Origin of the sequence: Streptomyces sp. NPDC020597, assembly GCF_044335095.1 — a bacterium.
Classification (GTDB): domain Bacteria; phylum Actinomycetota; class Actinomycetes; order Streptomycetales; family Streptomycetaceae; genus Streptomyces.
Window position 1 is genome coordinate 26,305 of record NZ_JBIRUL010000002.1, and the last position, 25,624, is coordinate 51,928.

Annotated in this window: 18 protein-coding genes; 8 read left to right on the plus strand and 10 right to left on the minus strand. The window is 72.7% G+C overall.

What is annotated here, in order from left to right; all coding sequences use genetic code 11:
• Position 1: 1 nt before the first annotated feature.
• The 10 genes from ACH4ZA_RS03885 to ACH4ZA_RS03930 form a co-directional block, all read right to left on the minus strand.
• Positions 2-1,531, minus strand: coding sequence for a right-handed parallel beta-helix repeat-containing protein (locus ACH4ZA_RS03885; protein ID WP_398427859.1), 1,530 nt, complete (start codon positions 1,529-1,531; stop codon positions 2-4).
• A 14-nt stretch (positions 1,532-1,545) separates the two neighbouring features.
• Positions 1,546-3,486 (minus strand): alginate lyase family protein, encoded by a 1,941-nt coding sequence (locus ACH4ZA_RS03890; RefSeq protein WP_398427860.1) that lies wholly within the window; start codon positions 3,484-3,486, stop codon positions 1,546-1,548.
• Positions 3,483-5,687, minus strand: a complete 2,205-nt coding sequence (locus ACH4ZA_RS03895) for a bi-domain-containing oxidoreductase (RefSeq protein ID WP_398427861.1) — start codon at positions 5,685-5,687, stop codon at positions 3,483-3,485. The genes ACH4ZA_RS03890 and ACH4ZA_RS03895 overlap by 4 nt, the downstream gene beginning before the upstream one ends.
• A 28-nt stretch (positions 5,688-5,715) precedes the next feature.
• On the minus strand, positions 5,716-7,641 hold the full coding sequence (gene asnB, locus ACH4ZA_RS03900; protein ID WP_319281597.1) for an asparagine synthase (glutamine-hydrolyzing): 1,926 nt from the start codon (positions 7,639-7,641) through the stop codon (positions 5,716-5,718).
• A gap of 3 nt (positions 7,642-7,644) precedes the next feature.
• A complete protein-coding gene (locus ACH4ZA_RS03905; protein WP_398427862.1) occupies positions 7,645-9,165 on the minus strand; it encodes a Wzz/FepE/Etk N-terminal domain-containing protein in 1,521 nt (506 codons plus the stop codon).
• Positions 9,162-10,538, minus strand: coding sequence for a Wzz/FepE/Etk N-terminal domain-containing protein (locus ACH4ZA_RS03910; protein ID WP_319281601.1), 1,377 nt, complete (start codon positions 10,536-10,538; stop codon positions 9,162-9,164). The genes ACH4ZA_RS03905 and ACH4ZA_RS03910 overlap by 4 nt, the downstream gene beginning before the upstream one ends.
• Positions 10,528-11,799 (minus strand): glycosyltransferase family 4 protein, encoded by a 1,272-nt coding sequence (locus ACH4ZA_RS03915; RefSeq protein WP_398427863.1) that lies wholly within the window; start codon positions 11,797-11,799, stop codon positions 10,528-10,530. Before ACH4ZA_RS03915 ends, ACH4ZA_RS03910 begins: the two co-directional genes overlap by 11 nt.
• Positions 11,789-13,105 carry a nucleotide sugar dehydrogenase gene (locus ACH4ZA_RS03920; RefSeq protein ID WP_319281605.1) on the minus strand — a complete coding sequence of 439 codons (1,317 nt, stop codon included), beginning with the start codon at positions 13,103-13,105 and terminating at the stop codon, positions 11,789-11,791. Before ACH4ZA_RS03920 ends, ACH4ZA_RS03915 begins: the two co-directional genes overlap by 11 nt.
• A gap of 82 nt (positions 13,106-13,187) precedes the next feature.
• Complete coding sequence (locus ACH4ZA_RS03925) at positions 13,188-14,666, minus strand: sugar transferase (protein ID WP_398427865.1); 1,479 nt, start codon at positions 14,664-14,666, stop codon at positions 13,188-13,190.
• Between the two features lie 977 nt (positions 14,667-15,643).
• Positions 15,644-16,240: a MarR family transcriptional regulator gene (locus tag ACH4ZA_RS03930; RefSeq protein WP_319281609.1), complete on the minus strand. Its 597-nt coding sequence runs from the start codon at positions 16,238-16,240 to the stop codon at positions 15,644-15,646.
• 112 nt (positions 16,241-16,352) lie between these two features.
• Between ACH4ZA_RS03930 and ACH4ZA_RS03935 the strand changes: the two genes are divergently transcribed.
• The 8 genes from ACH4ZA_RS03935 to ACH4ZA_RS03970 all read left to right on the plus strand — a co-directional run bounded on the left by ACH4ZA_RS03935 (position 16,353) and on the right by ACH4ZA_RS03970 (position 25,559).
• Positions 16,353-16,868 carry a YceI family protein gene (locus ACH4ZA_RS03935; RefSeq protein ID WP_319281611.1) on the plus strand — a complete coding sequence of 172 codons (516 nt, stop codon included), beginning with the start codon at positions 16,353-16,355 and terminating at the stop codon, positions 16,866-16,868.
• A gap of 149 nt (positions 16,869-17,017) precedes the next feature.
• The gene (locus ACH4ZA_RS03940; protein WP_057575626.1) at positions 17,018-17,407 is read left to right on the plus strand and encodes a cell division protein SepF; all 390 of its coding nucleotides are present in this window, start codon (positions 17,018-17,020) and stop codon (positions 17,405-17,407) included.
• An 82-nt stretch (positions 17,408-17,489) separates the two neighbouring features.
• Positions 17,490-18,929, plus strand: a complete 1,440-nt coding sequence (locus tag ACH4ZA_RS03945) for an ATP-binding protein (protein ID WP_398427867.1) — start codon at positions 17,490-17,492, stop codon at positions 18,927-18,929.
• Positions 18,926-19,255: a nucleotide pyrophosphohydrolase gene (locus ACH4ZA_RS03950; RefSeq protein ID WP_398427868.1), complete on the plus strand. Its 330-nt coding sequence runs from the start codon at positions 18,926-18,928 to the stop codon at positions 19,253-19,255. The genes ACH4ZA_RS03945 and ACH4ZA_RS03950 overlap by 4 nt, the downstream gene beginning before the upstream one ends.
• Before the next feature lie 279 nt (positions 19,256-19,534).
• The gene (locus ACH4ZA_RS03955; protein WP_398427870.1) at positions 19,535-20,014 is read left to right on the plus strand and encodes a DUF6099 family protein; all 480 of its coding nucleotides are present in this window, start codon (positions 19,535-19,537) and stop codon (positions 20,012-20,014) included.
• Positions 20,015-20,230: 216 nt separating this feature from the next.
• Positions 20,231-21,154 (plus strand): LLM class F420-dependent oxidoreductase, encoded by a 924-nt coding sequence (locus ACH4ZA_RS03960; RefSeq protein WP_398427871.1) that lies wholly within the window; start codon positions 20,231-20,233, stop codon positions 21,152-21,154.
• 344 nt (positions 21,155-21,498) lie between these two features.
• A complete protein-coding gene (locus tag ACH4ZA_RS03965) occupies positions 21,499-22,992 on the plus strand; it encodes a 3' terminal RNA ribose 2'-O-methyltransferase Hen1 (protein ID WP_398427872.1) in 1,494 nt (497 codons plus the stop codon).
• Positions 22,989-25,559 (plus strand): polynucleotide kinase-phosphatase, encoded by a 2,571-nt coding sequence (locus ACH4ZA_RS03970; protein WP_398427873.1) that lies wholly within the window; start codon positions 22,989-22,991, stop codon positions 25,557-25,559. Before ACH4ZA_RS03965 ends, ACH4ZA_RS03970 begins: the two co-directional genes overlap by 4 nt.
• The last annotated feature ends 65 nt before the right edge of the window (positions 25,560-25,624 follow it).

The window sequence follows — 25,624 nt, forward strand, 5'->3', positions numbered from 1 at the left end:
CTCACCCACCGTCCTTGGCGCGGAAGGCGCTGCCCGCGTCCTGCCGGTACGGCGCGGCCTGCCACTCCTTGACGTTCACCGTCCGGCTCGCGTCATGGACGACGAAGGTCCACGGTCCGACGTAGACGTTGTCGTGCCAGCGGTTGTGCTGCCGGTCGGTGATCGCCTCCGCCACCCGCTCGCCCTGGTACGGCGACCAGTCCGGATAGGTGCCGTAGTTGGAGAGCACCGCCATCAGGCCGCACTTCGCCGTGCAGCCGACGACGGACTTGTCCAGCACGAAGCGGTTGTCGTGGATGTCCACCCGCTGGGTCTTCCACCGGCAGTCGGAGTACAGCGGCTCCTCGGCGATCGCGGGCTGCACACAGCTGCCGGTGTTCTTCACCAGCAACGTGCAGTCACCGGACGAGGTGTTGGCCGGGCTGTTGCAGAACCGGTCGGCGTTCTCCCACAGGGTGATCCCGGACCAGTTGTCCTCCAGCACGTTCCGATAGATCTCGATCTTGTCCGTCCGGGCCCGGACCCGAGGCTCGCCCCCGGACTCGGAGACATAGACCGTCGCGAAGGGGAAGGTGTCGCCGGCCGCCGCGTAGGCGCGGCCCTCGACCCAGTTGTTCCGCCGGATCGTGTTGTTCCGGATGATCGCGTTGTAACTGATCTCGTAGATCAGCGCCGCACCGTCGTTGCCCTCGATCAGGTTGCCCTCGATGAGGAAGTCGTTGTTGTTGGTGTCCGCCCACAGCCCGGTCCCACGGTTGCCGTGCACCCAGTTGCCGCGTACGACCGCGCCGTTCACGGCCCAGAACTTGACGCCCCCGCTGCAGCCGCAGTCCGGCCGCTGCCGCTCCCAGTCGTCCGTGTTGTTGCCCACGATCTCGTTGCCCTCGACCACCAGGCCGCTGACATCGCCGGCCTTGTACGCGTTCATCCCGTACTGGCCGTTGTCGCGCAGGCAGCTGGCGCGGACCTGCTGGCGGGCTCCGGCCATCAGCCCGGCGCCCGAGTTGTTCCGGATCGTCGCGTGCTCGATCACCCATCCGTCGGCCGAGTCGTGATTGACCACGCCCTCGTCCCGGGGCGCGACGAAGTTCTGCACGGTCAGGGAGCGGATGGTGACGTCGACGGCGGCGCCGCCGAACGCGTAGTGGTTGCTCCGCCGTCCGTCGAGCACCGCGCCCGGCGCCCCCACGTAGACGTCGCCCTCCTTGGGGATCACCTGGTCGTAGCGGTTCGACAGGAGGGTGTGCCTGCCCGGCCGCAGCCAGAAGGTGGAGTGCGGGGGACTGCTCTCGGTCTTCGCGGCCAGGTCGCCGGGCACCGCGGGGTCGACCGTCACCGCGCCCGCCGGCGCCTTCGCCGGCCCGGCGACGGGCTCGGCGCACACGCGGGCCGCGGACGCCGGGGGCGCGGAGGGCGCGGCGGTCGGTCTCGGCGTCGCGTCCGTCGTCCCGCCGTCGCAGCCGGTCGCCGTCAGCAGCGCCAGCGCCAGCGATGCCGCCGGCAGAGCCCGGCGCCGCCACCTGATCCCCACGCGCCCTCCCCTCCCTAACCCTGGAACCTGAGCACGGTGGTGAAGCCCTCCGCGCCGTCGGTGAAGCCGGCGCCCACCAGCGCGGTGGCGGGCTCCTTGCGCCCGAAGCCGGCGGAATACCAGCCCAGCGGCGGCTCGCTCTCCCCGCGGTGCGCCTCCCACGTCAGCTCTCCGGGCAGGTCGAGCACCGCGGAGCGGTCCTCGCCGTCCCGGGTCCAGGTCAGCCGCGCCCGGTTCCCCGCCAGCTCCGCGGTGATCGCCGGACCGAGGTGGAACGCCAGACGCACGGCCCGCCGAGGGCCGCGCACCTCGTCGACCACCCGCAGCTCCCCGCTCGAGGGCGTCAGCTCCACCCGGCGGCGGTGCACGGAGCCCTCGTAGCCGTCGTGCTCGGCACTCCAGCGGGTCACGTCATCGCCGGAGTCCACGGTCAGGACACGCGTCCTGGCGTGTCGGGTCCACAGGAACGGCCCGCCGGAGACGGACTGGTCGGCGCCGTCCAGCTGGAGGGTGTTGTGACCGAGGGTCGAGCGGAAGTACCGCCGCCACTCGGGCTGGCCGTGGTAGCAGTACGTCCCCGGGTCGGCGAGGACGTCGATCCCGTCGTGCCGGACCTCCACGGACAGCGCGTCCGCGTGGGCGTGCGCGGCGATGGACAGGAAGCCGTGCGGACCACCGTCGCAGCGGCACCAGATCTCCCCGGGCCCGCGCAGGATGGTCATGCCCGCGTCGGCGAAGTGCGCCGGCCTCCGCGCCGGACGGCGCGTGGAGGGCTCGGTGCGTGCGACGAGCGCGGCCAGCAGCGGGGTGCGCACGTCGGTGCCGGTGACTTCGGGCCACCAGGCCAGCCGGCCGAACACGGCGTCCCCGGTGGCCAGCAGCGAACCCCAGCGGTCGGTGCCCGCGCCGTCCACGACCAGGCCGTGACCGTCGTCCGCGTCGCCCTGACGCGGCGGCCGCAGCCGGTTGTCGACGACGGCCGCGAGCGCGTCGCTCATCCGCAGCAGCACCAGACGGACAGACGCGGGGACCGGTACGCCGGCGGCGTCGGCCTCGGCCACGGCGGCCAGGCCGAGCTCGAGCACGAGCCCGTGGTACTCGGTCGCCAGCTCACGGTTGAGGCCGCAGACAAAGGTGTTGCCGCGCAGGTGCCGCTCCAACGACTTCAGCGCGTCGGCCCGCCAGCGCCCCGACGAGGGGAACCAGCCGAACGCGCAGGCCGCGGCGAACTGACCGGCGGCCTCCGCGATGACGTGGTTGTTGGCCGAGGATCCCCGGCTGGGGAAGGCCGCCAGCCAGCGCTGGTGGTGCCAGATCTGGTTGAGCGCCACCGGGTTGTCCTCGAACAGGGGGGCCGCGCCGGACCAGCCGTCCAGCAGCCGGCGGATCCACACCCAGGACAGCAGCCGGATGCCCAGCTCGATGCCGCTGATCCAGTGGACGCCGCGCAACGGCGGGTTGGTCTCCCACCAGGACCGCAGGTGCTCGGCCACGCGCTCGGCGTACCGCTCGTCCCCGGTGACCGCGTAGGCGGCCGCGAGCTGGGTGAGGTACTGGTGCCGGGACGGCTCCCAGATCTGCTTGATGTCCCCGACCGCGTCCTCGCTGCGGTACGGCACGTCGAAGGCGTACCCCCCGGGAGCCCGGCGCCCTGTTCTGGGGTCGCGCCACCAGTCGGGGGCGGTCAGGTCGTCGCGGACCACGCCGAAGTACTCGGCGTGCCCGTCCATGAGCCGGTCCGCCTCGGCGACGAGACGTTTCACGGCGTCGGCGGGCACGGCGGCGACCGTCCCGGCCGGCAGGACCGCGGTGAACCTGGCCCCGGTCACGCGCGGGCAGTCGGGCGGCGCCGACCGCCAACGGCGCCGGCGCACCGCGTCGCCCACCCTGCCCGCGACCTCCTGCGGCCCCATCCGGGACAGCCGCCGCAGGTACCAGCCCGCGCTCATGGTCATCGCGCGCCCGCCAGCGTCACCGGCGCGCCGCCGGCGATACCGGTCTGCACGGCGAGGGTGGCCGTCGTCGTGGCGACCAGCGACTCCAGCGGCACCGGCATCGGCCCGCCGGTCCGCACGGCCCGCACGAACGCGGCCAGTTCGGCGGACTGGCCCTTGTCCCGGGCCTTGGGCAGCCGCGAGCTGACCCACCGCTTGCGCCCGTAGACCGAGGCGCGGACGAAGTCGTCGAGCCGCAGCACCTTCCCGTCCGCGACCAGGTCCAGCGTCTCCTTGGGGAAGCCGGGCGCGCCGGTGGTGACATAGCTGACGGTGGCGGTGGACCCGTCCGGGTAGCGCAGCACGACCTGGAGGTCCTCGTTGCCGGGCGCGGCCGTCGCGTACACCGAGACCGGATCGGCGTCCAGCAGCCAGCTCGCCGTGTCGATGAAGTGGCCGCCCTCGCCGGCGAACCGCGAACCCTCGGTGCCCTGCCTCAGGTACCAGCTGCCGTGATCGAGACGGCCCGCGTTGACCAGGTAGCGCAGGCTCGCCGGTCCGGTCCGGGCCCCGAAACGCTTGCGGGCCTCCGTGAGCAGCGGCGCGAAGCGGCGGTTGAAGCCCACCTGCAGCCGGTCGTTGCCGGACTCCTCCACCGCGGCGAGCACACCGGCGAGTTCGTCCTCGGACAGCGCCAGCGGCTTCTCCACGAACACCGTCTTGCGGGCCAGCAGCGCCTTGCGGGTGAGTTCGGCGTGCGAGCTGTGGCGGGTGACCACGAACACCGCGTCGACGGACGGGTCGCCGAGCACCGCGTCGAGATCGGTGGTCGCCGCGGCGAAGCCGAACTTGCGCTGCGCGTTGGCCGCGGACAGCGCCGTCGTGGTGACGACCGTGGACAGCTCGACGCCCTCACGCTGCGCCAGATGCGGCAGCAGCATCGACGTCGCGTAGTTCCCCGCGCCGACGAACGCCAGCCGCACCGGCGCCCCCGCGGCCCGGGCCGGGGAGGACGCCGCCGTGCCCCGGCGCACCGCGGGCGCGGTCACCGCGGGCACGGTCACCGAGGGGACCGCCGCCGTGTGCGCCGCCTCCTCCTGCCCCGGGTACCGGAACAGCACGGCCACCGCCTTCAACTCGCCGTCCTTCAGGCGCTGATACGTCTGGACGGCGTCGTCGAAGTCGGCGATGTGGGAGATCAGGGGCTCCACGTCGACCCGGCCGCGGGCGGCGAGGTCGAGGAAGCACGCCAGGTTGCGGCGCTCGGTCCAGCGCACATAGCCGATCGGGTAGTCCCGCCCCTCCAGCTCGTACGCCGGGTCGTAGCGCCCGGGCCCGTACGAACGCGAGAACCGGACGTCGAGCTCCTTCTCGTAGTACGCGTTCCACGGCAGGTCCAGACGGCACTTGCCGATGTCGACGACCCGGCCGCGGTCCCGGCTCAGCCGGGCGGCCAGCTCGACGGGCTGGTTGCTGCCGCCGCCGGCGGCGAGGTACACCTGATCCACGCCGTGGCCGTCGGTGAGTTCGGCGACGGCGTTCTCCACGGCCGCCGAGGCGGGATCGCCGCAGGCCGCTGCGCCCAGACGCTCGGCGAGCTCGCAGCGCACCGGGTCGGGGTCGGCCCCGACGACGCGGACCCCCGAGGCGGCGAGGAGCTGCACCACCAGCTGCCCGATCAGCCCGAGACCGACGACCAGGGCCACTTCGCCGAGCCGCGACTCGCCCTGCCGCACACCCTGCATCGCGATCGACCCGACGGTGCCGAACGCCGCGTGCCGCGCCGCGAGGCCGTCGGGCACCGGCGCGTAGAGGTTCTTCGGCACCCAGTTCAGCTCGGCGTGCAACGCGTGCTCGTTGCCTGCGCAGGCCACGAGGTCGCCGACCTTCACGTCGTCGACACCGGCGCCGACCTGCTCGACCACCCCGCACAGCGAGTAGCCCAGCGGCGTGTACGAGTCCAGCTTGCCCATCACCTTGCGGTAGGTGGCGGGCACCCCGTTGGCGGCCACGCTCTGCACCACCTTGGCCACCTGGTCCGGCCGCGAGCGGGCCTTGCCCACCATCGACATGCCCGCCTCGGACACCTTCATCAGCTCGGTGCCCGTCGAGATCAGCGAGTAGGCGCTCCGGACCAGCACACCCCCCGGCTTGCACCCCGGCGCCGGCACGTCGAGCAGCGCCAGCTCACCGCTCTTGTAGTTCTGTACGACCTGTTTCACCCGAAGTCCTCTTGTCTCTACGCCGTCGTCAAAGGGAGGTCCGGCCGGACCCGGAGGTCGCGCCGCGATACCAGTGCTCGAGGGTCAGCACATGCCACAGATGCTTGGAGAAGTCCCGCTGCCCGGCGGCGTCCTCGGCGACCATGCGCGCCAGCGCGTCGCGGCGCAGGATCCCGGAACGCACCAGCTCGCCGTCGTTCACCACCTCGCGCACCAGCGGCGCCAGATCCCGGCTCATCCAGGCCCGCAGCGGTGCGCTGAACAGACCCTTGGGCCGGTAGACGATCTCCCGGGGCAGGACCGAGACGGCCGCCTCCTTCAGGACCGCCTTGCCCTGCCGTCCGACGATCTTGCGCGCACCGGGCACGGCGAACGCCGCCCTGACCACCTCGACGTCCACGTACGGCACCCGCACCTCCATCGACGCGGCCATGCTCGACCGGTCGGTGTAGGCGAGGTTCAGGCCCGGCAGGAACATGCGGGCGTCGCCCAGGCACATGCGGTTGACGAAATCGTCGAGGTCGTTGTCCCGGTAGACGTCCGCGTGCTCGGTCAGCACGTCGTCGACCGTCCCGGCCAGGTCCGGATCGATCAGGTCCAGCAACTCGCCACGGTCGTACATGGTGTAGCTGCGCCGGAACGCGGTCTCCTCCGGCAGGTCGGCGAAGGACAGGAACCGCTTCGCGAAACGCACCGACCGGTACCCGCGCCGGGCCGTGGCGACCGGCAGCCGGTCCACGGCCGCGGACAGGCCCCGCCGCAGCGGACGCGGGACGCGCTGGTAACGCAGCGCGATCAGGTTGGCCAGGTGCTTGCGGTAACCGGCGAACAGCTCGTCGGCGCCCATCCCCGAGAGCATCACCTTGACCCCGGCCTCCCGGGCGGCCGAACAGATCAGGAACGTGTTGATCGCGGCCGGGTCGCCGATCGGCTCGTCCAGGTGGTACGTCATCTGCGGCAGCAGGTCGAGCACGTTCGGGGCGATCTCGATCTCGTGCAGGTCGACCCCGTACCGCCCGGCCACCTGCCGGGCGTAGCGCAGGTCGTCCGGCATCGCCTCGAACCGGGCGTCCTCGGCGCGGAACCCGATCGTGTACGCGGAGATCCCGGGCCGGTCACGGGCCGCCAGCGCGGTCAGGTAGCTGGAGTCGAGCCCCCCGGACAGGAACGTCGCCACCGGCACGTCGGAGATCAGATGGCGCCGGGTCGACTCCTCGACGACGGCCGCCAGATCCGGCTGTTCGCCGCTGCGCGCACGCTCCTGCCCCTCGGCGGCGACGTCCTTCAGACGCCAGTACCGGCCGCGCTCCACCCGGCCGTCGGGCCGGCACCTCAGCCAGCTCCCCGGCGGCAGCTTCTCCGCCTCGCGGAACGCGCACCGCGAGTCCGGCACCCAGTAGTACAGCAGCGAGGCCACCAGCGCCGCGTGGTCCACCTCGAGCGATCCGCCCGTCACGGCGGCGAGCGCCTTGAGCTCGGAGGCGAACACCAGGCCCTCGCCCCGCCGGAGCAGGAACAGCGGCTTGATGCCGAGCTGGTCGCGGGCGAGGACCAGCTCACCGGTGCGCTCGTCGAAGACCCCGAACGCGAACATGCCGCGCAGCCGGGGCAGACAGTCCGTGCCCCAGCGCCGCCAGGCCTCCAGCAGCACCTCGGTGTCGGACGTCCCCCGGAAGCGCACCCCGGCCGCCGTCAGCTCGGCGCGCAGCTCGGGCGCGTTGTACAGCTCGCCGTTGTACGTCAGCACCAGGCCGTCCGAGACCATCGGCTGGGCGCCGGTCTCGGACAGGTCGATGATCGCCAGCCGGCGGTGCCCGAGGTGCACCTCGCCGTCGCCGACGGCGTGGCTGTAGCGGCCCGCCCCGTCCGGACCGCGGTGCGCGAGGGTGTCGGTGAGCCGGTCGGTCACGACCTTTCCGTCCGGCCATCGGTACGTTCCTGCGATGCCACACATGTGCTACTGAGCCTCCTGGTCGCTGTCCGGCACCCGTGCCGCCCACATCGGCTGCCGCTCCGCCCGCCGCGGGACCGTGCCCTTGTGCCGCACCGGCCGCTCGCTGCGGTCGCGCGGCGTGCCGGGCGGCCCGTCCCACAGCGTGCCGTCGGTCCGGTCCCGCGGGTCGGGGTCGATCAGCACCACGCCGATCACCCCGATGCGCTGGTCCGCGAGCTGCCGGGCCACCGTGTGCAGCCATGCGGCGCTGCCGTGCCCGGCCCGCACGACGAGCACGGCCCGCGTGCCGAGGTACTGCAGGTCGGTCCACGCCGTGCCGGGCGCCACCGAGCCGACGCCGATCCTGCGCCCCGGCGGCGACTCGGCCGCGGCACGCTCGCCGGTGACCACGGCCGGGTCCCCCGGCTTCGGGCGGCGATCGGCGAGCTGCCGGCCCGGCAGACCGTCGACGACGACCACCGGGCCCTCCGCCGCCAGCGCCCCCGCGAGGTCCAGGGCGATCGCGCTCGTGTTGCGCGCGCAGCCCAGTTCCAGCAGCGACACCGGCTCCCCGCCACCGCGCACGGCACGGGCCAGGGACGTCGTGAGCCGTTCGCGCGACGCCCGGACCCGGCGGCTCCGCCACCGCCCGCCCGGCCGGTGCGGCAGCTCCGCGATGACCGAGGCGCCGAGGTTCGTGGCGATCTCCCGGCGCAGCACGGGACGGTCCGCCACCACCGCGCCGACCGCGGCGAGCGCGAGCCCGAGGAACAGCCCGAGGAACAGCCCGATCGCGGCGTCCGTGGCGGCGGTCCTGGGCAGCGAGTGCCGCACCGCGTACGGCGCGTCCACGATCTGCGTGCCGGCGACGAGCCGGGGCGTGCCGATGCTCGCCTCCCCGGCGCGCTGACTGAAGTCGGTGATCTGCGAGGTGAGTTCGGCCCGGCGGGCGTACAGGGACTCCAGGTCCGCCGACGCCCCCGGACCGCGCGCCTCCGTCCCGTCCCCGATCGTCCTGTTGACCTGGGACAGCTGCTTCTTCAGTTCGTCACGCTGGTCGAGCAGGGCCTTGGCCTCGGCCTTCGAGGCCTCCTGTATCCGCCGCACGTGGTCCGCGACGAACGCGTCGGCCAGCGCCCCGGCACGGGCCACCGCCTCCGCGTCGCTGTCACCGGTCACGGTGATCTGCAGCATGTTGTTGGTGATGCCCATGCCGCTGTAGTCCTGCATGAAGTCCTCGGGCTTCTCCCCGGACCGCAGCGCCTTCAGGGCCTGCTCGGCGATCCGGGTGGTCTGCAGCAGCGCGACGTCGGTGCGGATCAGCGTTCCGGGGTCGTTCGGCTGGTCCTCCTCGTGCGCGACCAGCACCTTGGTCACCGCGGTCGGCGGCGGCGGCAGCAGGAACGCCACCGTCGCGCCGGCCAGCAGCCCCAGCAGGGCGAGGGAGCACCACAGGCGGCGCCGCCGGCGCACCGCCGCCACCAGCGCCTGCAGATCCAGCAGCGGAGCGGCGGCCGACGACTCCGCGGCCGTACTCGTCGTCACCCTGTGACTCCTGTCGCGTCGTCCCGTTCGCCCTCGAGGCCCGCACCCGCGGGTACGGCGGTGCGCCGCGGGCGGTCGGCCGGACGCGCCGCCCGGACCGGACCGGCGAGGACCACGCCGACGACCGCGTGCTTGGCGTCCGCACACGCCTCGGAGATGCCGGCGAGCTCCGCCGCGGTCCAGCTGCCGGCGCTGAGCACGACCAGGGCCCCCGACTCGCGTTCGCGGTCCGGCACCATCGGCCGGGACACCGGCACCGGCACCGCCCGCAGCAGGGGATCGGTCCCGGCCACGGCGACGAGCTGCCCCGCCGCCCGGCGGGCGATCTCGTCACCCTCGGGGAAGACGACCAGCAGCCGCTGCGGGGCCGGCAGCCGGTCCCGCAGCCGCGAGCACACCCGCCGGTAGCGGATCTGCCTGCTGGCCTCGTCGCCGGACATCTGCGGCGCCGGAATGTCCCACCGGACGTCGAGGCCCAGCAGCCGGCGCAACCACGACCGCGGGCCACGGCCCCCGGGCCGGTGCGTGGGCCGGTCGACGGCCACGTCGACGGTGCCCAGCAGCGCCGAGCCCAGCGCCGCGGTGATCTCGGACTCGCCGCGCAGCCGACGGCTCATCCGTCCGGCGGCGAGATGACCGATGACCGCGAAAAGGAGGAACAGCAGCGCCCCGCCGCCGACGAGCTGCGTCCTCGTCGGCGGCGCCTCGCCGGTCGGCCGGGCCGCCGACCCCATGACGACCATGTTCTTCGCCTCGTCGTCCACCGGGTCCGCCTGCTTGATGGTGCTGATGGCCTCCCGCAGCGCGGTGCGAAGCTTCTCCAGCTCCGTGCGGGTCTGCACGCTCTCGACCGTCTCTCCCGGGTCGGTCGCGTCGGCGAGCTTGCTGATACGGCGGCTGGTGTCCTCCACCGACTGCTGGAGCGCGGCGAGCTCCTCCGCCGCCCCCGGGTCGGCGGTCTCGCTCGCGATCCGGGTGGCGTAGGAGACGAACTCCTTCGCCACCTGGTCGGAGAGCCGCTGCGCGCGCTCCGGGGTGTCGGCCGTGCCGGAGATCTTGATGATGTTCCCGTCGGTGGCCTTGGCGGCGACCTGCTCCCGCAGGTCGCCGCCGCTCACGCCGGTCCAGCCGAGCGTCGCGGCCGCGCGGTCGACCACCACCGAACTGGTCGCCACCTCCGTCTGCGTCAGCAGCTCGCGCTCCTCCCACGTCCCCGGCAGCAGCACCGACGTCGAGGTCGTGTAGCGCGGCGGGAACAGCAGCGACGCGCCGTACCCGACGAGCGCGCCCAGCAGGGCGAACACGGTGAGCAGCCGCCAGCGCCGGCGGACAATCCGCCCGATGGTGACCAGGCGTATCGTGTCATCGCTCAAAGGTGCGGCCTTCCCCTGCCTCGTCAGGGTCGCGCGCCGTCACCGCAGCCCGGTCACCGCAGGCGGCCTCGTAGGCGGCGAGCAGCGATCGCTGGGAGTTCCGCCAGGACAGCGGACCGCCGATCCGTTCCTGGCCGATCTTGCCCATCAGGGCCCGCTTCTCCGGGTCGTCCAGCAGCAGGGCGACGAGCCGGGCGAACTCGCCCTCGTCGTCGGCGGCCGCGTACACGGCGGCCTCGCCGGCGGACACCCGCGCCTCCCGGAGGTCGAACGAGACCACAGGCCGGCCCATCACCATGTACTCGAGGACCTTGTTCATGGTCGACACGTCGTTGAGCGGATTGTTCGGGTCGGGGGAGAGGCACACGTCCGCGGTGGACAGGTAGCGCACCAGGTCGGCGTCCGGGATGCGCCCGGTGAACTGCACCTGGTCCGAGAGCCCGAGCCGTCCGGCGAGCTCCACCATCGCGTCGAACGTGTCGCCGCCGCCCACGAACACCGCGTGCCAGTCGGTCCGCCCGACCTCGTCGCGCAGCTTCGCCAGCGCCCGCAGGGCGTAGTCGACCCCGTCCTGCGGGCCCATCACGCCGAGGTAGCAGAGCAGATGAGGCTTGCCGCGCTTCAACTCCGGCTCGGGCGGCACCGGGTGGAACCGCTCGACGTCGGGCGCGCTGCGCACCACGAAGACGTCCGCCGGCCGCTTGCCGCCGCGGCGCACCGCGACGTCCCGGTAGCTCTCGTTCGTGGCGAGCACGACGTCGGCGGCCCGGTACGTCCGCCGCTCCAGCGCGCACACGGCGCGGTAGAGCAGGTCCTTGCCCCGGCCGAACCGTGAGAGGTACAGCTCGGGCACCAGGTCGTGCTGGTCGAAGACGAACCGCGCCCCGCGCCGCTTCAGCCACAGGGCCGGCAGGAACAGCAGGTCCGGCGGGTTGCAGGCGTGGACCACGTCGACCGGGCCGACCCTGCGGGCGAGCCGGACCGTGTGCCACAGCGCCGATCCGTACTCCCGCAGGTAGCCGGCCGGCCCCCCGGTCGCCGCCCGCAGCGGGTAGCGGTGGATCCGCACCCCGTCGATGACGGCCTCCGCCTCCGTGTCCCGCTTGCTGCCCTGCGGACAGATGACGTGCACCGTCCAGCCCGCGTCGCGCAGCGTCGTGCACTCCTGCCACACCCGCCGGTCGAACGGCACCGACAGGTTCTCCACCAGGATCAGCGCGCGTCGGCCCGGCCGGTCGCCGCTTCCCGCATCACCACGCAAGGCCCACGTACCCCTGTTCGGCCCGGCGCGCGTCCGCGTCGGGAAGGTGGACGAGATCGATGATCACCGGGGCGTCGCCGTGCGGCAGCGCCGCCAGCACGGCCGGATCCTTCGTCCCGACCAGACACACCTCGGCGTGCTCGAGCACCTCCTCGACGGAGTCCGCGAGCAGTTGCGCGAGGTGCGGCAGCCGGGTCTCGATGTACTCGCGGTTCGCGCCGAGCAGCCGGGACAGGCTCACGTTGGCGTCGTAGATCTTCAGGTCGTACCCCTTGCCGAAGAGCCGCTCCGCCAGCTCGACGAGCGGACTCTCGCGGAGGTCGTCGGTGCCGGGCTTGAAGGACAGCCCGAACAGGCCCGCCCGGCGTTTTCCGGTGCGCTCGACCAGCTCCACCGCGCGCTGCAGATGGTCGGCGTTGGACGGCAGCACATGGGACAGGATGGGCACCGAGACGTCGGCCCGCTGCGCGGCGTGGACCAGGCTGCGCAGGTCCTTGGGCAGGCACGAGCCGCCGAACGCGAAGCCGGGCCGCAGATAGGCGGGGCTGATGTTCAGCTTGCGGTCCGCCAGGAAGACGTCCATCACCTGGTGCGAGTCCACCCCGAGCGCCTGGCACACCGCGCCCAGCTCGTTCGCGAAGCCGATCTTCAGTCCGTGGAACGCGTTGTCCGCGTACTTGATGGCCTCGGCCGTCGGGACGGGCACCCGGAACACCTCGCCCGGCAGGTCCTCGTACAGCGCCGCCACCGCGTCGCCGCTCGCCGCGTCGAGCTCGCCGATGACGGTCTTCGGCGGGTCGAAGAAGTCCCGCACGCTCGTGCCCTCGCGCAGGAACTCGGGGTTGACCGCGACCCCGACGTCCACCCCCGCCGTGCCGCCGACGTACTTCTCCAGGATCGGCACCAGCAGGTTCAGGCAGGTGCCCGGCAGCATGGTGCTGCGGAACACCACCGTGTGCCGCCCGCCCCGCTCGGCCAGGGCCGCGCCGATCTCCTCGGTGACCCGCTCCAAGTACGTCGTGCACAGGCTGCCGTTGGGCTCCGACGGCGTGCCCACGCAGACCAGCGAGATCTCGCTGTCCATGATCGCCTCGCGGACGTCGCGGGTGGCGCGCAGCGCCCCGGTCCGCACCACGTCGGCGATGAGCTCGCCGATCCGCTCCTCGACCACCGGGGCCTTGCCGTCGTTGACCAGGTCGACCTTCACCTGGTTGACGTCGACCCCGATGACCTCGTGGCCCATGCTGGCAAGGCACGCGGCCGACACGCAGCCCACGTAGCCGAGCCCGAAAACGCTGACCTTCATGACCCGTTCCTCCCCCCGCGCAGGCCCTCGCGGCCTGCGGTCCGCACGTCGGCGGGACCGCTGGGTCCCGGCCCCCCGCGCATCAGTAGGCCCCCTGGCCGTAGAGCACCGCACGCAGCGTCTTCCACAAGATCACCGTGTCCAGGGCGAGCGACCAGTCCTCCACGTACCGCAGGTCCAGCCGTACCGCCTCCTCCCACGACAGGTCGCTGCGCCCGCTGATCTGCCACAGACCGGTGAGCCCGGGCTTGACCAGCAACCGCCGCCGGATGTCCGGGCCGTACGCGGCCGACTCCTCCGGCAGCGGAGGCCGCGGACCGACCAGCGACATCGATCCGGTGAGCACGTTGAACAGCTGCGGGAGTTCGTCGATCGAGTACCGGCGCAGCACCGCTCCCACCCGGGTCACCCGCGGATCCCGGCGGAGCTTGAACAACGGCCCGGCGCCCTCGTTGAGATCGGCCAGCTGGGCACGCGCCCGGTCGGCGTCGGCGACCATGGTGCGGAACTTGAGAATCGTGAACTCGCCGCCGTCCTTGCCGACTCTGCGCTGCCGGTAGAACACCCCGCCCCGGCTGTCCGTCAGCACCAGCAGCCCGACGACCGCCATCAGCGGTGCGAACAGGACCAGCAGGACCGCCGCGCCCATCCGGTCGACGACGCCCTTGACCGCCCTGCGCCCTCCGGTGAAGGTCGGCATGCTGACCCGGAGCAGCGGTATCCCGAGCACCGCGTCGATGTGCAGCCGCGGGCCGGCCACCTCCATCAGCACGGGGGCCACGACCATCTCGGCCTCGGTGCCCTCGAGGTTCCAGGCCAGCCGCTGCAGCCGATGCGGCGACCAGTGCGGATCCGGGGTGACGGCGACGACGCGGTAGCCGTCCCCGTGGACGTGCTTGGCGACGTCCCCCAGCGTGCCCACCACCGGCACTCCGTCCAGCAGGTCGCCGTCGACCCCGGGACCGTCCGTCGTGCACACCGCGTCGACCCGCCAGCCGAGGTGCGGGAACTTGCGGGTGCGGGTGATCAGGTCGTGCACGGTGGCCGGGCTGCCGGCGGCGAGCACCGGGCGCAGGCACAGGCCTTCCTTGCGCTGTTTGTGCAGCGAGAGCCGCAGCACATAGCGCGCGGTCATGGTGACGAGCGCGATCGCGGGAATCGCGACGAAGATCCAGAGCTTGATGTTGCGCGAGGTGAGCGCGATCCCGCCGAGTGCCAGGACGACGGTCGCCGCGAACAGCGAGCGTCCGAGCCGGCGGAACTCCTCGGCGCCCTGGCCGAGCACGGCCGGCGCCCACGACCGGCTGACCGCCAGCGCCCCCAGCACCAGCAGTTCGGTGCCGAACGCGAGAATGCCCCATTTCTCATGCCAGTTGGCCGCGTCCCGGGCCCCGAAGAAGTTGCCGATGCCCGCCACCACGAAGGCGGTTGTCACGGTGTCGCTGATGATCACGGTACGTCTGTACCGTTGTTCCCAGTCGAGCGCGGGCCGGCTGACCGTGTCGTTCTCCAGACGCCCGCGTGCCGACGGAAACGGGCTGACTAGCTCGCCTTGCCGCACAGAACCCCCCAGGTTCCCCAGTGGTTCGACGTGTTCGCCTAACACTGATCCCTCCCCCCGGGAGGCCCCCGCCCCCCGTACTGTCCCTCCCCTCGGGAGGCCCCCGCCCCCCGTGTCGCGCTGTTCCTCCCGCGGCAGGCCCCCGCCTCCCGCGCATGACTTCCCGGATTTCCAGCGCTACGTGAACACCCACCCCGGCGGCAAATGGACGCATGCGTCCTGCACGTCCTTCGAGGTGCGCGGCGACCCGGCGAAGACCTCGGATGCTCCCCGCATCCAAGCTCCTCCAGGGCCCGAAGAATTGATCACCCCCACGTCCGGCGTCGAGGACCGCTCACCGGCCTCGCGCAGTGCCAGACCAATAGATCATTACGGGTCGCCTCGTGTTCGAACGGCCGAAGCAAGGTCAATCTAGACCATGAAGAGCCGGTATGAAGAGAGGATGTGCGTAATTTGTGTTTAAGGTTTGGGGCTGATCAGTCGGCGGGTGACCGCCCACGGGTTCGTTGTGGCCGACGCGCGTTGCAGCAGCTCGTCCGGCCCTTGGCTGCGGCTTCCGCGCGTCGGCGGGCGGCGCGCCGCAACGGGGTTTCCCCGCGCCGGGGTTCGGAGGCGCCCGCAGCGCGTTCGCACGGCGTTCGCACAACTCGGCGTGCCGCCGCGGGTGTCCGAGGTGGCGGGCGATCGACCGGACGCCGCGACCGCAGATCAATTGATCACGAACGGACTGCGACGCCTTCCCCGACGGGGGCGAAACCCGTATGGGCCTTCCGTCCTACGGGCCGACGGCCGACGGGCGGCGAATCTCTCCGGACTTGCGTTTGGAATATGCCAAAGGCAATTCACTTCACTTATGTCGTCCCGGGAAGGCGGAGGCGCCAAGGGGGGTGACCGGCTTGCTTCACGGGCTGGGAAACCGCCGGCGATCGACCGGGCGACGGGGGCGTGTTCGAGGGCGCTCCGCGTGGGTGGGGTCGTCAGTCGCAGGGCGTCGGGTCCGGATCCGCGCCGGCCCGGGCAGCGGCCCCGGTGTCCGCCCTGGCGTGTGCTGCGGCGTGCGCTTCGCCAGGTGCTTCGACCCCGGCTCCGGCGTCGGGCAGCAGACCGCTCAGGGCGGCGCACTGCTCGGGGCCCATGACCTGGTCCAGCGCCGCGGTGACCGTCTCGGCGAGCGTCCCGGAGGCTTCCTGCAGCAGCCGGCGGGCCTTGTCGGTGAGGGCCACCTCGACCCCCCGCCTGTCGCCGCAGACCGACTGACGGGTGACGAGGCCGGCGTGCTGCAGGCAGGCGATCTGGTACGTCAGCCGGGTCTTGGGGCGTCCGAGCAGCTCGGCGACACGGGTCATGCGCAGGCCCTGTCCGGGCTGCTCGGCCAGCAGGCACAGGACCAGGAACTCGTCGTGCGAGACGTCCAGCCGGTCCTTGACCACGGAACGCAGCCGTTGCTCCACCGCTCCCGTCGCCGCCAGCAGCAGCATCCACCCGCGCAGTTCGGGAGGCAGCAGACCACCGCCGGAGCCCTGCGCGGACGGGCAGGCGGGCAGGTCGGCGGGGTGCTCAGCGGGTTCTGCCATGGGGCCCAGTGTATCCGTGGTCCAAATTTGCACGACTTTGTTGTTCAGATTTGGATTACCGGCTAGCGTGGTCGGCACGTCATCCAAATTTGGACCACCAAGGAGTACCGCCATGACCGTCGCCGTGGAAACCGGACTGTGGCAGCTCGACGCGGGCGCCTCCACCGTCGCCCTCGCGCACCGGACGATGTGGGGCCTGGTCACCGTCAAGGGCGTGTTCACCGCCGTCGACGGCGGGGGCGAGGTGGCGGCCGACGGCACCGCCACCGGCGCCCTGACCCTGAAGGCGGCGTCCCTCGACACGAAGAACGCCAAGCGGGACGCCCATCTGCGCGGCGCCGACTTCTTCGACGCCGACAACCACCCCGAGATCACCTTCGTGGTGCGTTCCGCCGAACTCGGCGCCGACGGGACGGCCGAGGTGACCGGTCAGCTCACCGTGCGCGGCATCAGCCGGCCCCAGTCCGTCACCGCGCGCGTGAGCGGAGCGGACGCCGACGCCGTCACCCTGGACACGGAGTTCGCCGTGGACCGCGCCGAGTTCGGCCTGGGCTGGAACCAGCTGGGCATGATCCGCGGAACGGCCGCCGTCACCGCCACCCTCCGCTTCACCCGCAGGCCGGCCTGACGAGAGCCGGACCCGGCGAGGCGGGGCGGACGGGGCCCGTGAGCGGACCGGTGCGGTGGCGGTCCGTGTCGCTGTTGGGCCGAACGGGTGACTTGGCGTAAGAATTGACTGGTGCACGCATTGAAGGCGAGTCAGTTCTGGGGGTGCCGGTGAACCGTTACGACGTCACCGATGAACAGTGGGAAGGGCTCGCACAGGTCGTTCCGCTGCGCGGCCGGGACGCGTGGCCCTCGGCGGTGGACCACCGCTCGCTCCCGGACGCCGAGACGGAGACCCGGCGCCGCTTCGTCGTCCTGCGGGTCAACGTCTTCGCGGACGCCCGCGAGGTCGCCGAGACGCTGATGGCGGGCATCCCGGTGCTGCTCGACCTGACCGGAGCGGAGACCGACACCGCCAAACGGGTGCTGGACTTCTCCACGGGGGTCGTCTTCGGCCTGGCCAGCGGCATGCATCGGGTCGACCGCAACGTCTTCCTGCTCACCCCGCCGGGCACCGAGGTCGGCGGGATCATGGAGGGGGCGGGCGCCCCGGGGGTCTGAGAGCGCGGGGCACGTCGCTCGATGGTGGGAAGCTCGTTCGGGCGTAACGGTTCGGCTGACGGCGGAGTCCTACCGTCCGGACATGCCCTCCTCGCTTCCCTCCTCCGCCCCCCGGCCGCACACCGCGCCCGCGCCGCACACCGCGCCCGCGCCGCACACCGCGCCCGCGCCGCACACCGCGCCCGCGCCGCACACCGCGCCCCGGCCGCACGCCGCGCCCGACAGGGCGCCGACCGGGGACGCGCCCCCCACCGTGCCCGCGCAGGCACAGGCCCACTGCGGGGCGGAGCAGCAGGCCGCGCCGTGCGGCGGCGTGCGGACGGCGACCGTCGGCGGGCTCGCACCGCCGCGCGCCCGCCCGGCGTCCGAGCCCGTCGAGACCACCCCCGCACCCGCGCGGTACCCACGGTCCTGCGTCACCGAACTGCGGCTCTCCGCCTTCGCCGGACATCGGCGCGCACGGTTCCAGCTGGGGGCCGTCACCTTGTTCACCGGCGCCAGCGGCAGCGGCAAGAGCACCGCGCTGCGGGCGTACGAGGCGCTGGCGCGGCTCGGGGGAGGGGCGCGGCTGGCCGCGGTGTTCCCCGATCCGGCCGCGTGCGTACCGCAGGGGGCGCGGCCGGACGCCCAGCGCCGTCGGGGGTTCCGCATCGGCTGCACGGCCGACGGCCCCGCGGGGCCGGTCAGGCTCGACGTCGCCGTGCAGGCCGAGCCGGAGCTGCGCATCGTGGGCGAGCGGCTGAGCGCGGGCGGCGTCGTGCTGCTGGAGACGGCGCTGCGCGATCCCGGACGGCGCACCGTGCAGGCCGCCTGGCACACCGGCGGCTCCGCGCCGGTGACGCGCGCCCCGCTGCCCGACGACCGGCTCGGCACCGCGCTGCTGCCGCTGCGGGTGGCGGGCAGGACCGAGGGCCAGCGGCAGGTGCTCGCCGCCGCCGAGCAGATGGTGGTCGCCCTGCGGTCGGTCTTCGCCTGCGACCCGCAGCCCGACTGGATGGGCGTCCCCGTCCCCACCGGCTCCGGCCGCCTGCTGACCGGCTGCGACAACCTCGCCGACGTCCTGTGGCGCACCCGCGAGGAGTGCGGGCGGCGGCACGCGGCGCTGGTGGCCGCGCTGTCCGCCGGATCCGCAGGACCCGCGGGGCCGGTGGTGGACCTGCGTGCCGAACCGCTGCCCGACGGCACGGTCCGCGCGGTGCTCGACCGCGCCGGCGGCGGGCGCACGGAACTCGCCCGGCTGGGATACGGCGAACTGCGCTACCTCGCCCTCGCCCTGGTGCTGCTCACCGGGCCGGGCGTCCTCGACGTGGACCCGGCCGGCGAGGTTCCGGCCGCGACGCAGACCCTCACCCTGCTCGCCGACGGCCTGGACCGCGGCCTCGACGTCCGGCAGCGCGCCGAACTGCTGCGCCTGGCGGTGCGGATGGCCGAACGCGGGCACATCCGCTGCGTCGGCGCGGTCGGCGACGGCTCCTGGGCCGCCCGTACGGACGGGGTGACAGTGGTAGACCTGGGTCCGTGACAGAACGACACCTGGATGTGGCGAAACTGCAGCGCAGACTGGCCGAGTTCGCGGCCGTGCGGAACTGGCAGCCCTTCCACACGCCCAAGAACCTCGTCGCCGCCCTCAGCGTGGAGGCGTCGGAACTCGTCGAGATCTTCCAGTGGCTGACGCCGGAGGAGTCGGCCCGCGTGATGGACGACCCGGACACCGCCCACCGGGTGACGGACGAGGTCGCCGACGTGCTCGCCTATCTGCTGCAACTGTGCGAGGTGCTCGGCATCGACCCGCTGGCGGCGCTGGACGCGAAGATCGACCGCAACGAGCGCAGATTTCCCGCTCCTTAGCGCCGCTCCGCCCGGCCGCTCCGCCCGGCCGCGCGGTCCGTCGACGCGGTCCGTCGACGCAGTTCCTCGGCGCGGTTCCTCGGCGGCGTGGGGACGTCAGCGGAGCTCCCCAATCCGCTTTCACTCTCCGCAGTCGAACGGCGGATCGAAATCGATTTGTTGTCCACAGATTTCCGTCATCCTCTGGCTTTTCGCCCCTTGCACCCTCACTCTGGGTAGTGGACAAGGGTGTTCGGGCGGACGTGCGATCCAGCACGTCGGGGACAGACGGGGCGGCGTATGGACGCGGTGCGGCTCATCCTGACGAGCAGACGCGAGCTGGCGGGCAGCGGCGAAGGTGCGGAGATCCTCACGCAGGTGTGGCAGGCGCAGGCCCTGGCGCAGGCGATCGGCAGTCGCCTCGCCGTCTCGGGTCCGCCCGAACTGCGCGGCGAGGCGCTGGGCCTGACCGAGCTGGCCGGCCGGGGCTGCGGTGTGCTGGGCGCTCCGGACCTCGATCCGGGTGACCTGCTCGCCGCCCGGCTGACCGAGCTGGAGGACGCCCGCCAGGCGCTGCTCGATCTGGCCGGCCTGCTCGGCGAGGTCGGCATCGCCCTGGTCGGCCTGGCGAGCTCGGCGGACGACCAGGGCACGTACTGGAAGTGCATGGAGGCCATCGACGCGGCGGACGAGTCCAGGGACCGGGTCCTGGAGATGCTGCGCAAGCTGACGGCGCGAGAGGAGCGCGAGGAGCGGGAGGCCGCCTTACCGGAGCGGTGAGAGCACATCGCCGGGACGGCTCGACCCGCGTCCTCGGCCCGCGTCCTCGACCCGCGTCCTCGGCCCCGGCCGGTCACAGGCCACGCACGCCGCAGACCGCAGACGATTCTCGACCTTCCCGAATCGGCGGCGGCCGGCGCGAATCGGCGGCGGCCGGACCGGCGGGGTCGACGGGCCGATGGCGTCGACGGGCCGGCCGGCGTGCAGGATGGGGACATGGATCTCCGCATCTTCACCGAGCCCCAGCAGGGGGCGACCTACGACACCCTCCTCACGGTGGCGAAAGCCACCGAGGACCTTGGGTTCGACGCCTTCTTCCGGTCCGACCACTATCTGAAGATGGGCGACGTGAGCGGTCTCCCGGGCCCCACGGACGCCTGGATCACCCTCGCCGGTCTCGCCCGGGAGACGAAGCGCATCCGCCTCGGCACCCTGATGACCGCCGGCACCTTCCGGCTGCCCGGCGTGCTCGCCATCCAGGTGGCGCAGGTGGACCAGATGTCCGGCGGACGCATCGAACTGGGCCTGGGCGCCGGCTGGTTCGAGGAGGAGCACACGGCGTACGGCATCCCCTTCCCGAAGGAGAAGATCGGCCGGCTGGAGGAGCAGCTGGAGATCGTCACGGGCCTGTGGGCCACCGAGCCCGGCAAGACCTTCGACTTCCACGGGACGTACTACGAGCTCACCGGTTCGCCCGCACTGCCCAAGCCCGCACAGGCGAAGGTCCCCGTGCTGATCGGCGGCAACGGCGCGACCCGCACCCCGCGGCTCGCCGCCCGGTTCGCCGACGAGTTCAACATGCCGTTCGGCACGGTCGAGGACAGCGAGCGGCAGTTCGGCCGGGTGCGGGCGGCCGCCGAGGAGATCGGACGCGACGCGGACACGATCACCCTGTCCAACGCCCTCGTCGTCTGCGTCGGCAGGGACGAGCAGGAGCTCGCCCGGCGGGCCGCCGCGATCGGCCGCGAGGTCGACGAGCTCCGCGCCAACGGGCTGGCCGGCTCCCCGGCCGAGGTCGTCGACAGGATCGGCCGCTTCGCCGAGGCCGGTTCCCGGCGGATGTACCTCCAGGTCCTGGACCTGCACGACCTGGACCACCTGGAACTGATCTCCGCCCAGGTGCAGACGCAGCTGCCGTAGGACCCCGCCTGAGCCCAGGCCCGGGACGCCGGTGGTCGGCGGTGGGCGGTCGGTGGTGGGCGGTCGGTGGTCGGCGGTGGGCGGTCGGCCGGTGGGCGGTCGGCCGGTGGGCGGCGGTCGGCGGGGTACGGACCGTCCCCGGTGACCGTCCCCCGCCGGGCCCGCGTCCCGATCCGCTTCCGTCTCCGAGGTGACCACGGCTGACCGGGCTGACCAGGGCCGACGGCCGCCGGGCGGCGCCGAAATTCCCGCGTGCCGACGAGGGGATGTCGATAGGTTGGAGGGCGCGTGAGCATGCGACAAGCGCCCCCGCACCCCATCCGCACTCTTCCGAGGCATCCACCGTGTTCCTGACGATCAGCACCACCGGCGTCCCCGAACGCCCCGCCACCGACCTGGGCTTCCTGCTGCACAAGCACCCCGAGAAAACGCAGGCGTTCGGGACCTCCTACGGCACGGCCCATGTCTTCTACCCACAGGCCGACGCCGAGCGCTGCACCGCGGCGCTGCTGCTGGAGGTCGACGCCGTGGCGCTCGTCCGGCGCGGCAAGGGCAAGGGCCGCGGCGGCGCCCCGGACGCGGCTCTCGCCCAGTACGTCAACGACCGCCCCTACGCGGCCTCCTCTCTGCTCGCGGTGGCGCTCAGCGGCGTGTTCTCCAGCGCGATGCGCGGCGTCTGCGCGGCAAAACCGGAACTCCCGTCGCAGAAGAGGCAGTTGCGTATCGAGGTGCCCGCGCTGCCCGCTCGCGGCGGCCCCGGCCTGGTTCGCGCCCTGTTCGAACCGCTCGGCTGGACCGTGAGCGCCGAACCGGTCCCCCTCGACACGGAGTTCCCGCAGTGGGGGGACTCCCGGTACGTGAGCCTGGTCATGGAGTCGCAGAGCCTGACCCTCGCCGAGGCCCTGCGCCACCTGTACGTCCTGCTGCCCGTCCTCGACGACGCCAAGCACTACTGGGTGTCCTCCGACGAGGTCGACAAACTGCTGCGCGCCGGCGAGGGCTGGCTGCCCGACCACCCCGAGCAGAAACTGATCACCAGCCGGTATCTCTCCCGCCGCTGGTCGCTGACCCGGCAGGCGATGGAGCGGCTGGAACTGGTCCGGCTCGCCGAGGCCGACGACAGCGAGGTCGACGAGATCGACAACGCGGTCGGCGCGGAGGCCGAGACGGAGGACAGGCCGACCCCGCTGGCCGTGCAGCGCCGCGACGCGATCGTCGCCGCGCTGACCGAGGCGGGCGCCGCCCGGGTCCTCGACCTCGGCTGCGGCCAGGGCCAGCTGGTGCAGGCGCTGCTCAAGGACCCGCGGTTCACCGAGATCGTCGGCGTCGACGTGTCGATGCGCGCGCTCACCATCGCCTCCCGCCGGCTGAAACTCGACCGCATGGGAGAGCGGCAGGCCTCGCGCGTGCGGCTCCTGCAGGGCTCCCTCGCGTACACCGACACCCGTCTCAAGGGCTACGACGCCGCCGTCCTCAGCGAGGTGATCGAACACCTCGACCTGCCCCGGCTGCCCGCCCTGGAGTACGCGGTGTTCGGCTCGGCCCGCCCGCGCACGGTCCTCGTGACCACCCCGAACGTCGAGTACAACGTGCGCTGGGAGAGCCTCCCTGCCGGTCACGTCCGGCACGGCGACCACCGCTTCGAGTGGACCCGCGAGGAGTTTCGCGGCTGGGCGTCCCAGGTCGCCGAGCGCCACGGGTACGACGTCCGGTTCACCCCCGTCGGACCGGACGACCCGGAGGTCGGCCCGCCCACCCAGATGGCCGTTTTCGAGATGAGCACCGCCGGCGCCGGCTCCGGCTCCGGCGACGAGAAGAAGGAGGCGAAGGCAGCATGACCGACACCGAGGCTCCCCCGAAGCAGGGCCGTACGCTGCCCGTCACCGACCTCTCCCTCGTCGTGCTCGTCGGCGCGTCCGGGGCCGGCAAGTCCACCTTCGCCCGCCGCCACTTCAAGCCCACCGAGATCATCTCCTCCGACTTCTGCCGGGGCCTCGTCTCCGACGACGAGAACGACCAGAGCGCCACCCGGGACGCCTTCGACGTCCTGCACTACATCGCAGGCAAACGGCTCGCGTCCGGCCGCCGCACGGTCGTCGACGCGACCAGCGTGCAGCCCGAGTCCCGACGCCAACTCGTCGACCTGGCACGGCAGTACGACGTACTGCCCATCGCCGTCGTGCTGGACGTGCCGGAAGAGGTGTGCGCCGCACGCAACGCCGCCCGCACCGACCGCGCCGACATGCCGCGCCGCGTCATCCAGCGCCACATCCGTGAACTCCGGCGCTCCCTGCGCGGCCTGGAGCGCGAAGGCTTCCGCAAGGTGCACATCCTGCGGGGCGTCGAGGACGTCGAGAACGCCACCGTCGTCACCGAGAAGCGCTTCAACGACCTGACCCACCTCACCGGGCCTTTCGACATCATCGGCGACATCCACGGCTGCGCCTGCGAACTGGAGTCGCTGCTCGGCAAGCTGGGGTACGCCGACGGCGTCCACCCGGAGGGCCGGCAGGCCGTGTTCGTCGGCGACCTCGTCGACCGGGGCCCGGACAGCCCGGCCGTGCTGCGCCGTGTGATGTCCATGGTCAAGTCGGGCAACGCCCTGTGCGTCCCCGGCAACCACGAGAACAAGTACGGCCGGTTCCTCAAGGGCCGCAACGTCCAGCACACCCACGGACTCGCCGAGACCATCGAGCAGATGGACGGCGAGAGCGACGAGTTCCGCGCCGAGGTACGGGAGTTCATCGACAAACTGGTCAGCCACTACGTCCTCGACGGCGGCCGGCTGGTGGTCTGCCACGCGGGTCTGCCGGAGAAGTACCACGGCCGTACCTCCGGGCGCGTCCGCTCGCACGCGCTCTACGGCGAAACGACCGGCGAGACCGACGAGTTCGGCCTGCCGGTGCGCTACCCGTGGGCCGAGGACTACCGGGGCCGCGCGGCCGTGGTGTACGGGCACACGCCCGTGCCCGAGGCCACCTGGCTGAACAACACCATCTGCCTGGACACCGGCGCCGTCTTCGGCGGCAAGCTGACCGCGCTGCGCTGGCCGGAGCGCGAGCTCGTCGACGTCCCGGCGGAGCAGGTCTGGTACGAGCCGGTGAAGCCGCTGAGGTCCGAGGCTCCGGGCGGCCACGACGGCCGTCCCCTGGACCTGGCGGACGTCCACGGCCGACGCATCGTCGAAACCCGTTACGACGGCCAGCGCCGCATATCGATCCGGGAGGAGAACGCCGCCGCGGCCCTCGAGGTGATGAGCCGGTTCGCCGTCGACCCGCGCCTGCTGCCCTACCTCCCGCCGACCATGGCCCCCACTGCCACCAGCCGGGTGGACGGCTACTTGGAGCACCCGGCGGAAGCGTTCGCACAGTACGCAAGCGACGGCGTCGCGCGGGTCGTGTGCGAGGAGAAGCACATGGGCTCGCGCGCGGTGGCCCTGGTCTGCCGGGACGAGGAAACGGCCCGCAAACGTTTCGGAACCGTCGGCGGCGGCCAGGGCCCGACCGGGTCTCTCTACACCCGCACCGGGCGCCCGTTCTTCGACGACGCGAAGGTCACCGAGCAGGTCCTCGGCCGGATACGGACGGCGGTGGACGCGGCCGGCCTCTGGACCGAGCTGGACACCGACTGGCTGCTGCTGGACGCCGAGCTGATGCCGTGGTCGCTGAAGGCGTCCGGCCTGCTGCGCTCGCAGTACGCGGCCGTGGGCGCCGCGTCCGGCGCGGTCTTCCCGGGTGCGCTCGCCGCGCTGGACGGCGCCGCCGCCCGGGGCGTCGACGTCGCGGACCTCCTCGCCCGCCAACGTGAACGCGCCTCGGACGCGGCGGCGTTCACCGAGGCCTACCGGCGCTACTGCTGGACGACGGACGGCCTCGACGGCGTGCGCCTCGCCCCGTTCCAGATCCTCGCCGTCCAGGGCCGCAGCCTCGCCGCCCTGCCGCACGACGAACAGCTGTCGCTCCTCGACCGGCTGGTGGAGCACGACACCACGGGCCTGCTCCGCACCACCCGCCGCCTCTACGTCGACACCGCCGACCCCGAGTCGGTCCGGGCCGGCGTCGACTGGTGGCTGGAGATGACCGGACGCGGCGGCGAGGGCATGGTCGTCAAACCGCTGGGCGCCCTGTGCCGGGACGGGGAGGGCCGTCTGGTGCAGCCCGGCATCAAGTGCCGGGGCCGCGAGTACCTCCGGATCATCTACGGCCCGGAGTACACCCGCCCCGACAACCTCGCCCGCCTGCGCGGCCGCTTCCTCAACCACAAGCGGTCGCTGGCGATCCGCGAGTACGCCCTCGGCCTGGAGGCCCTCTCCCGGATGGCGGAGGGCGAGCCCCTGTGGCGCGTCCACGAGGCGGTCTTCGGAGTCCTCGCCCTGGAGTCGGAACCTGTGGACCCCCGACTGTGAGCTCGTAGCCCACTTCGCCCGCCCCCGCCCCGGTCCACCGGGTCCGACCCGGTGGACCGGGGCAG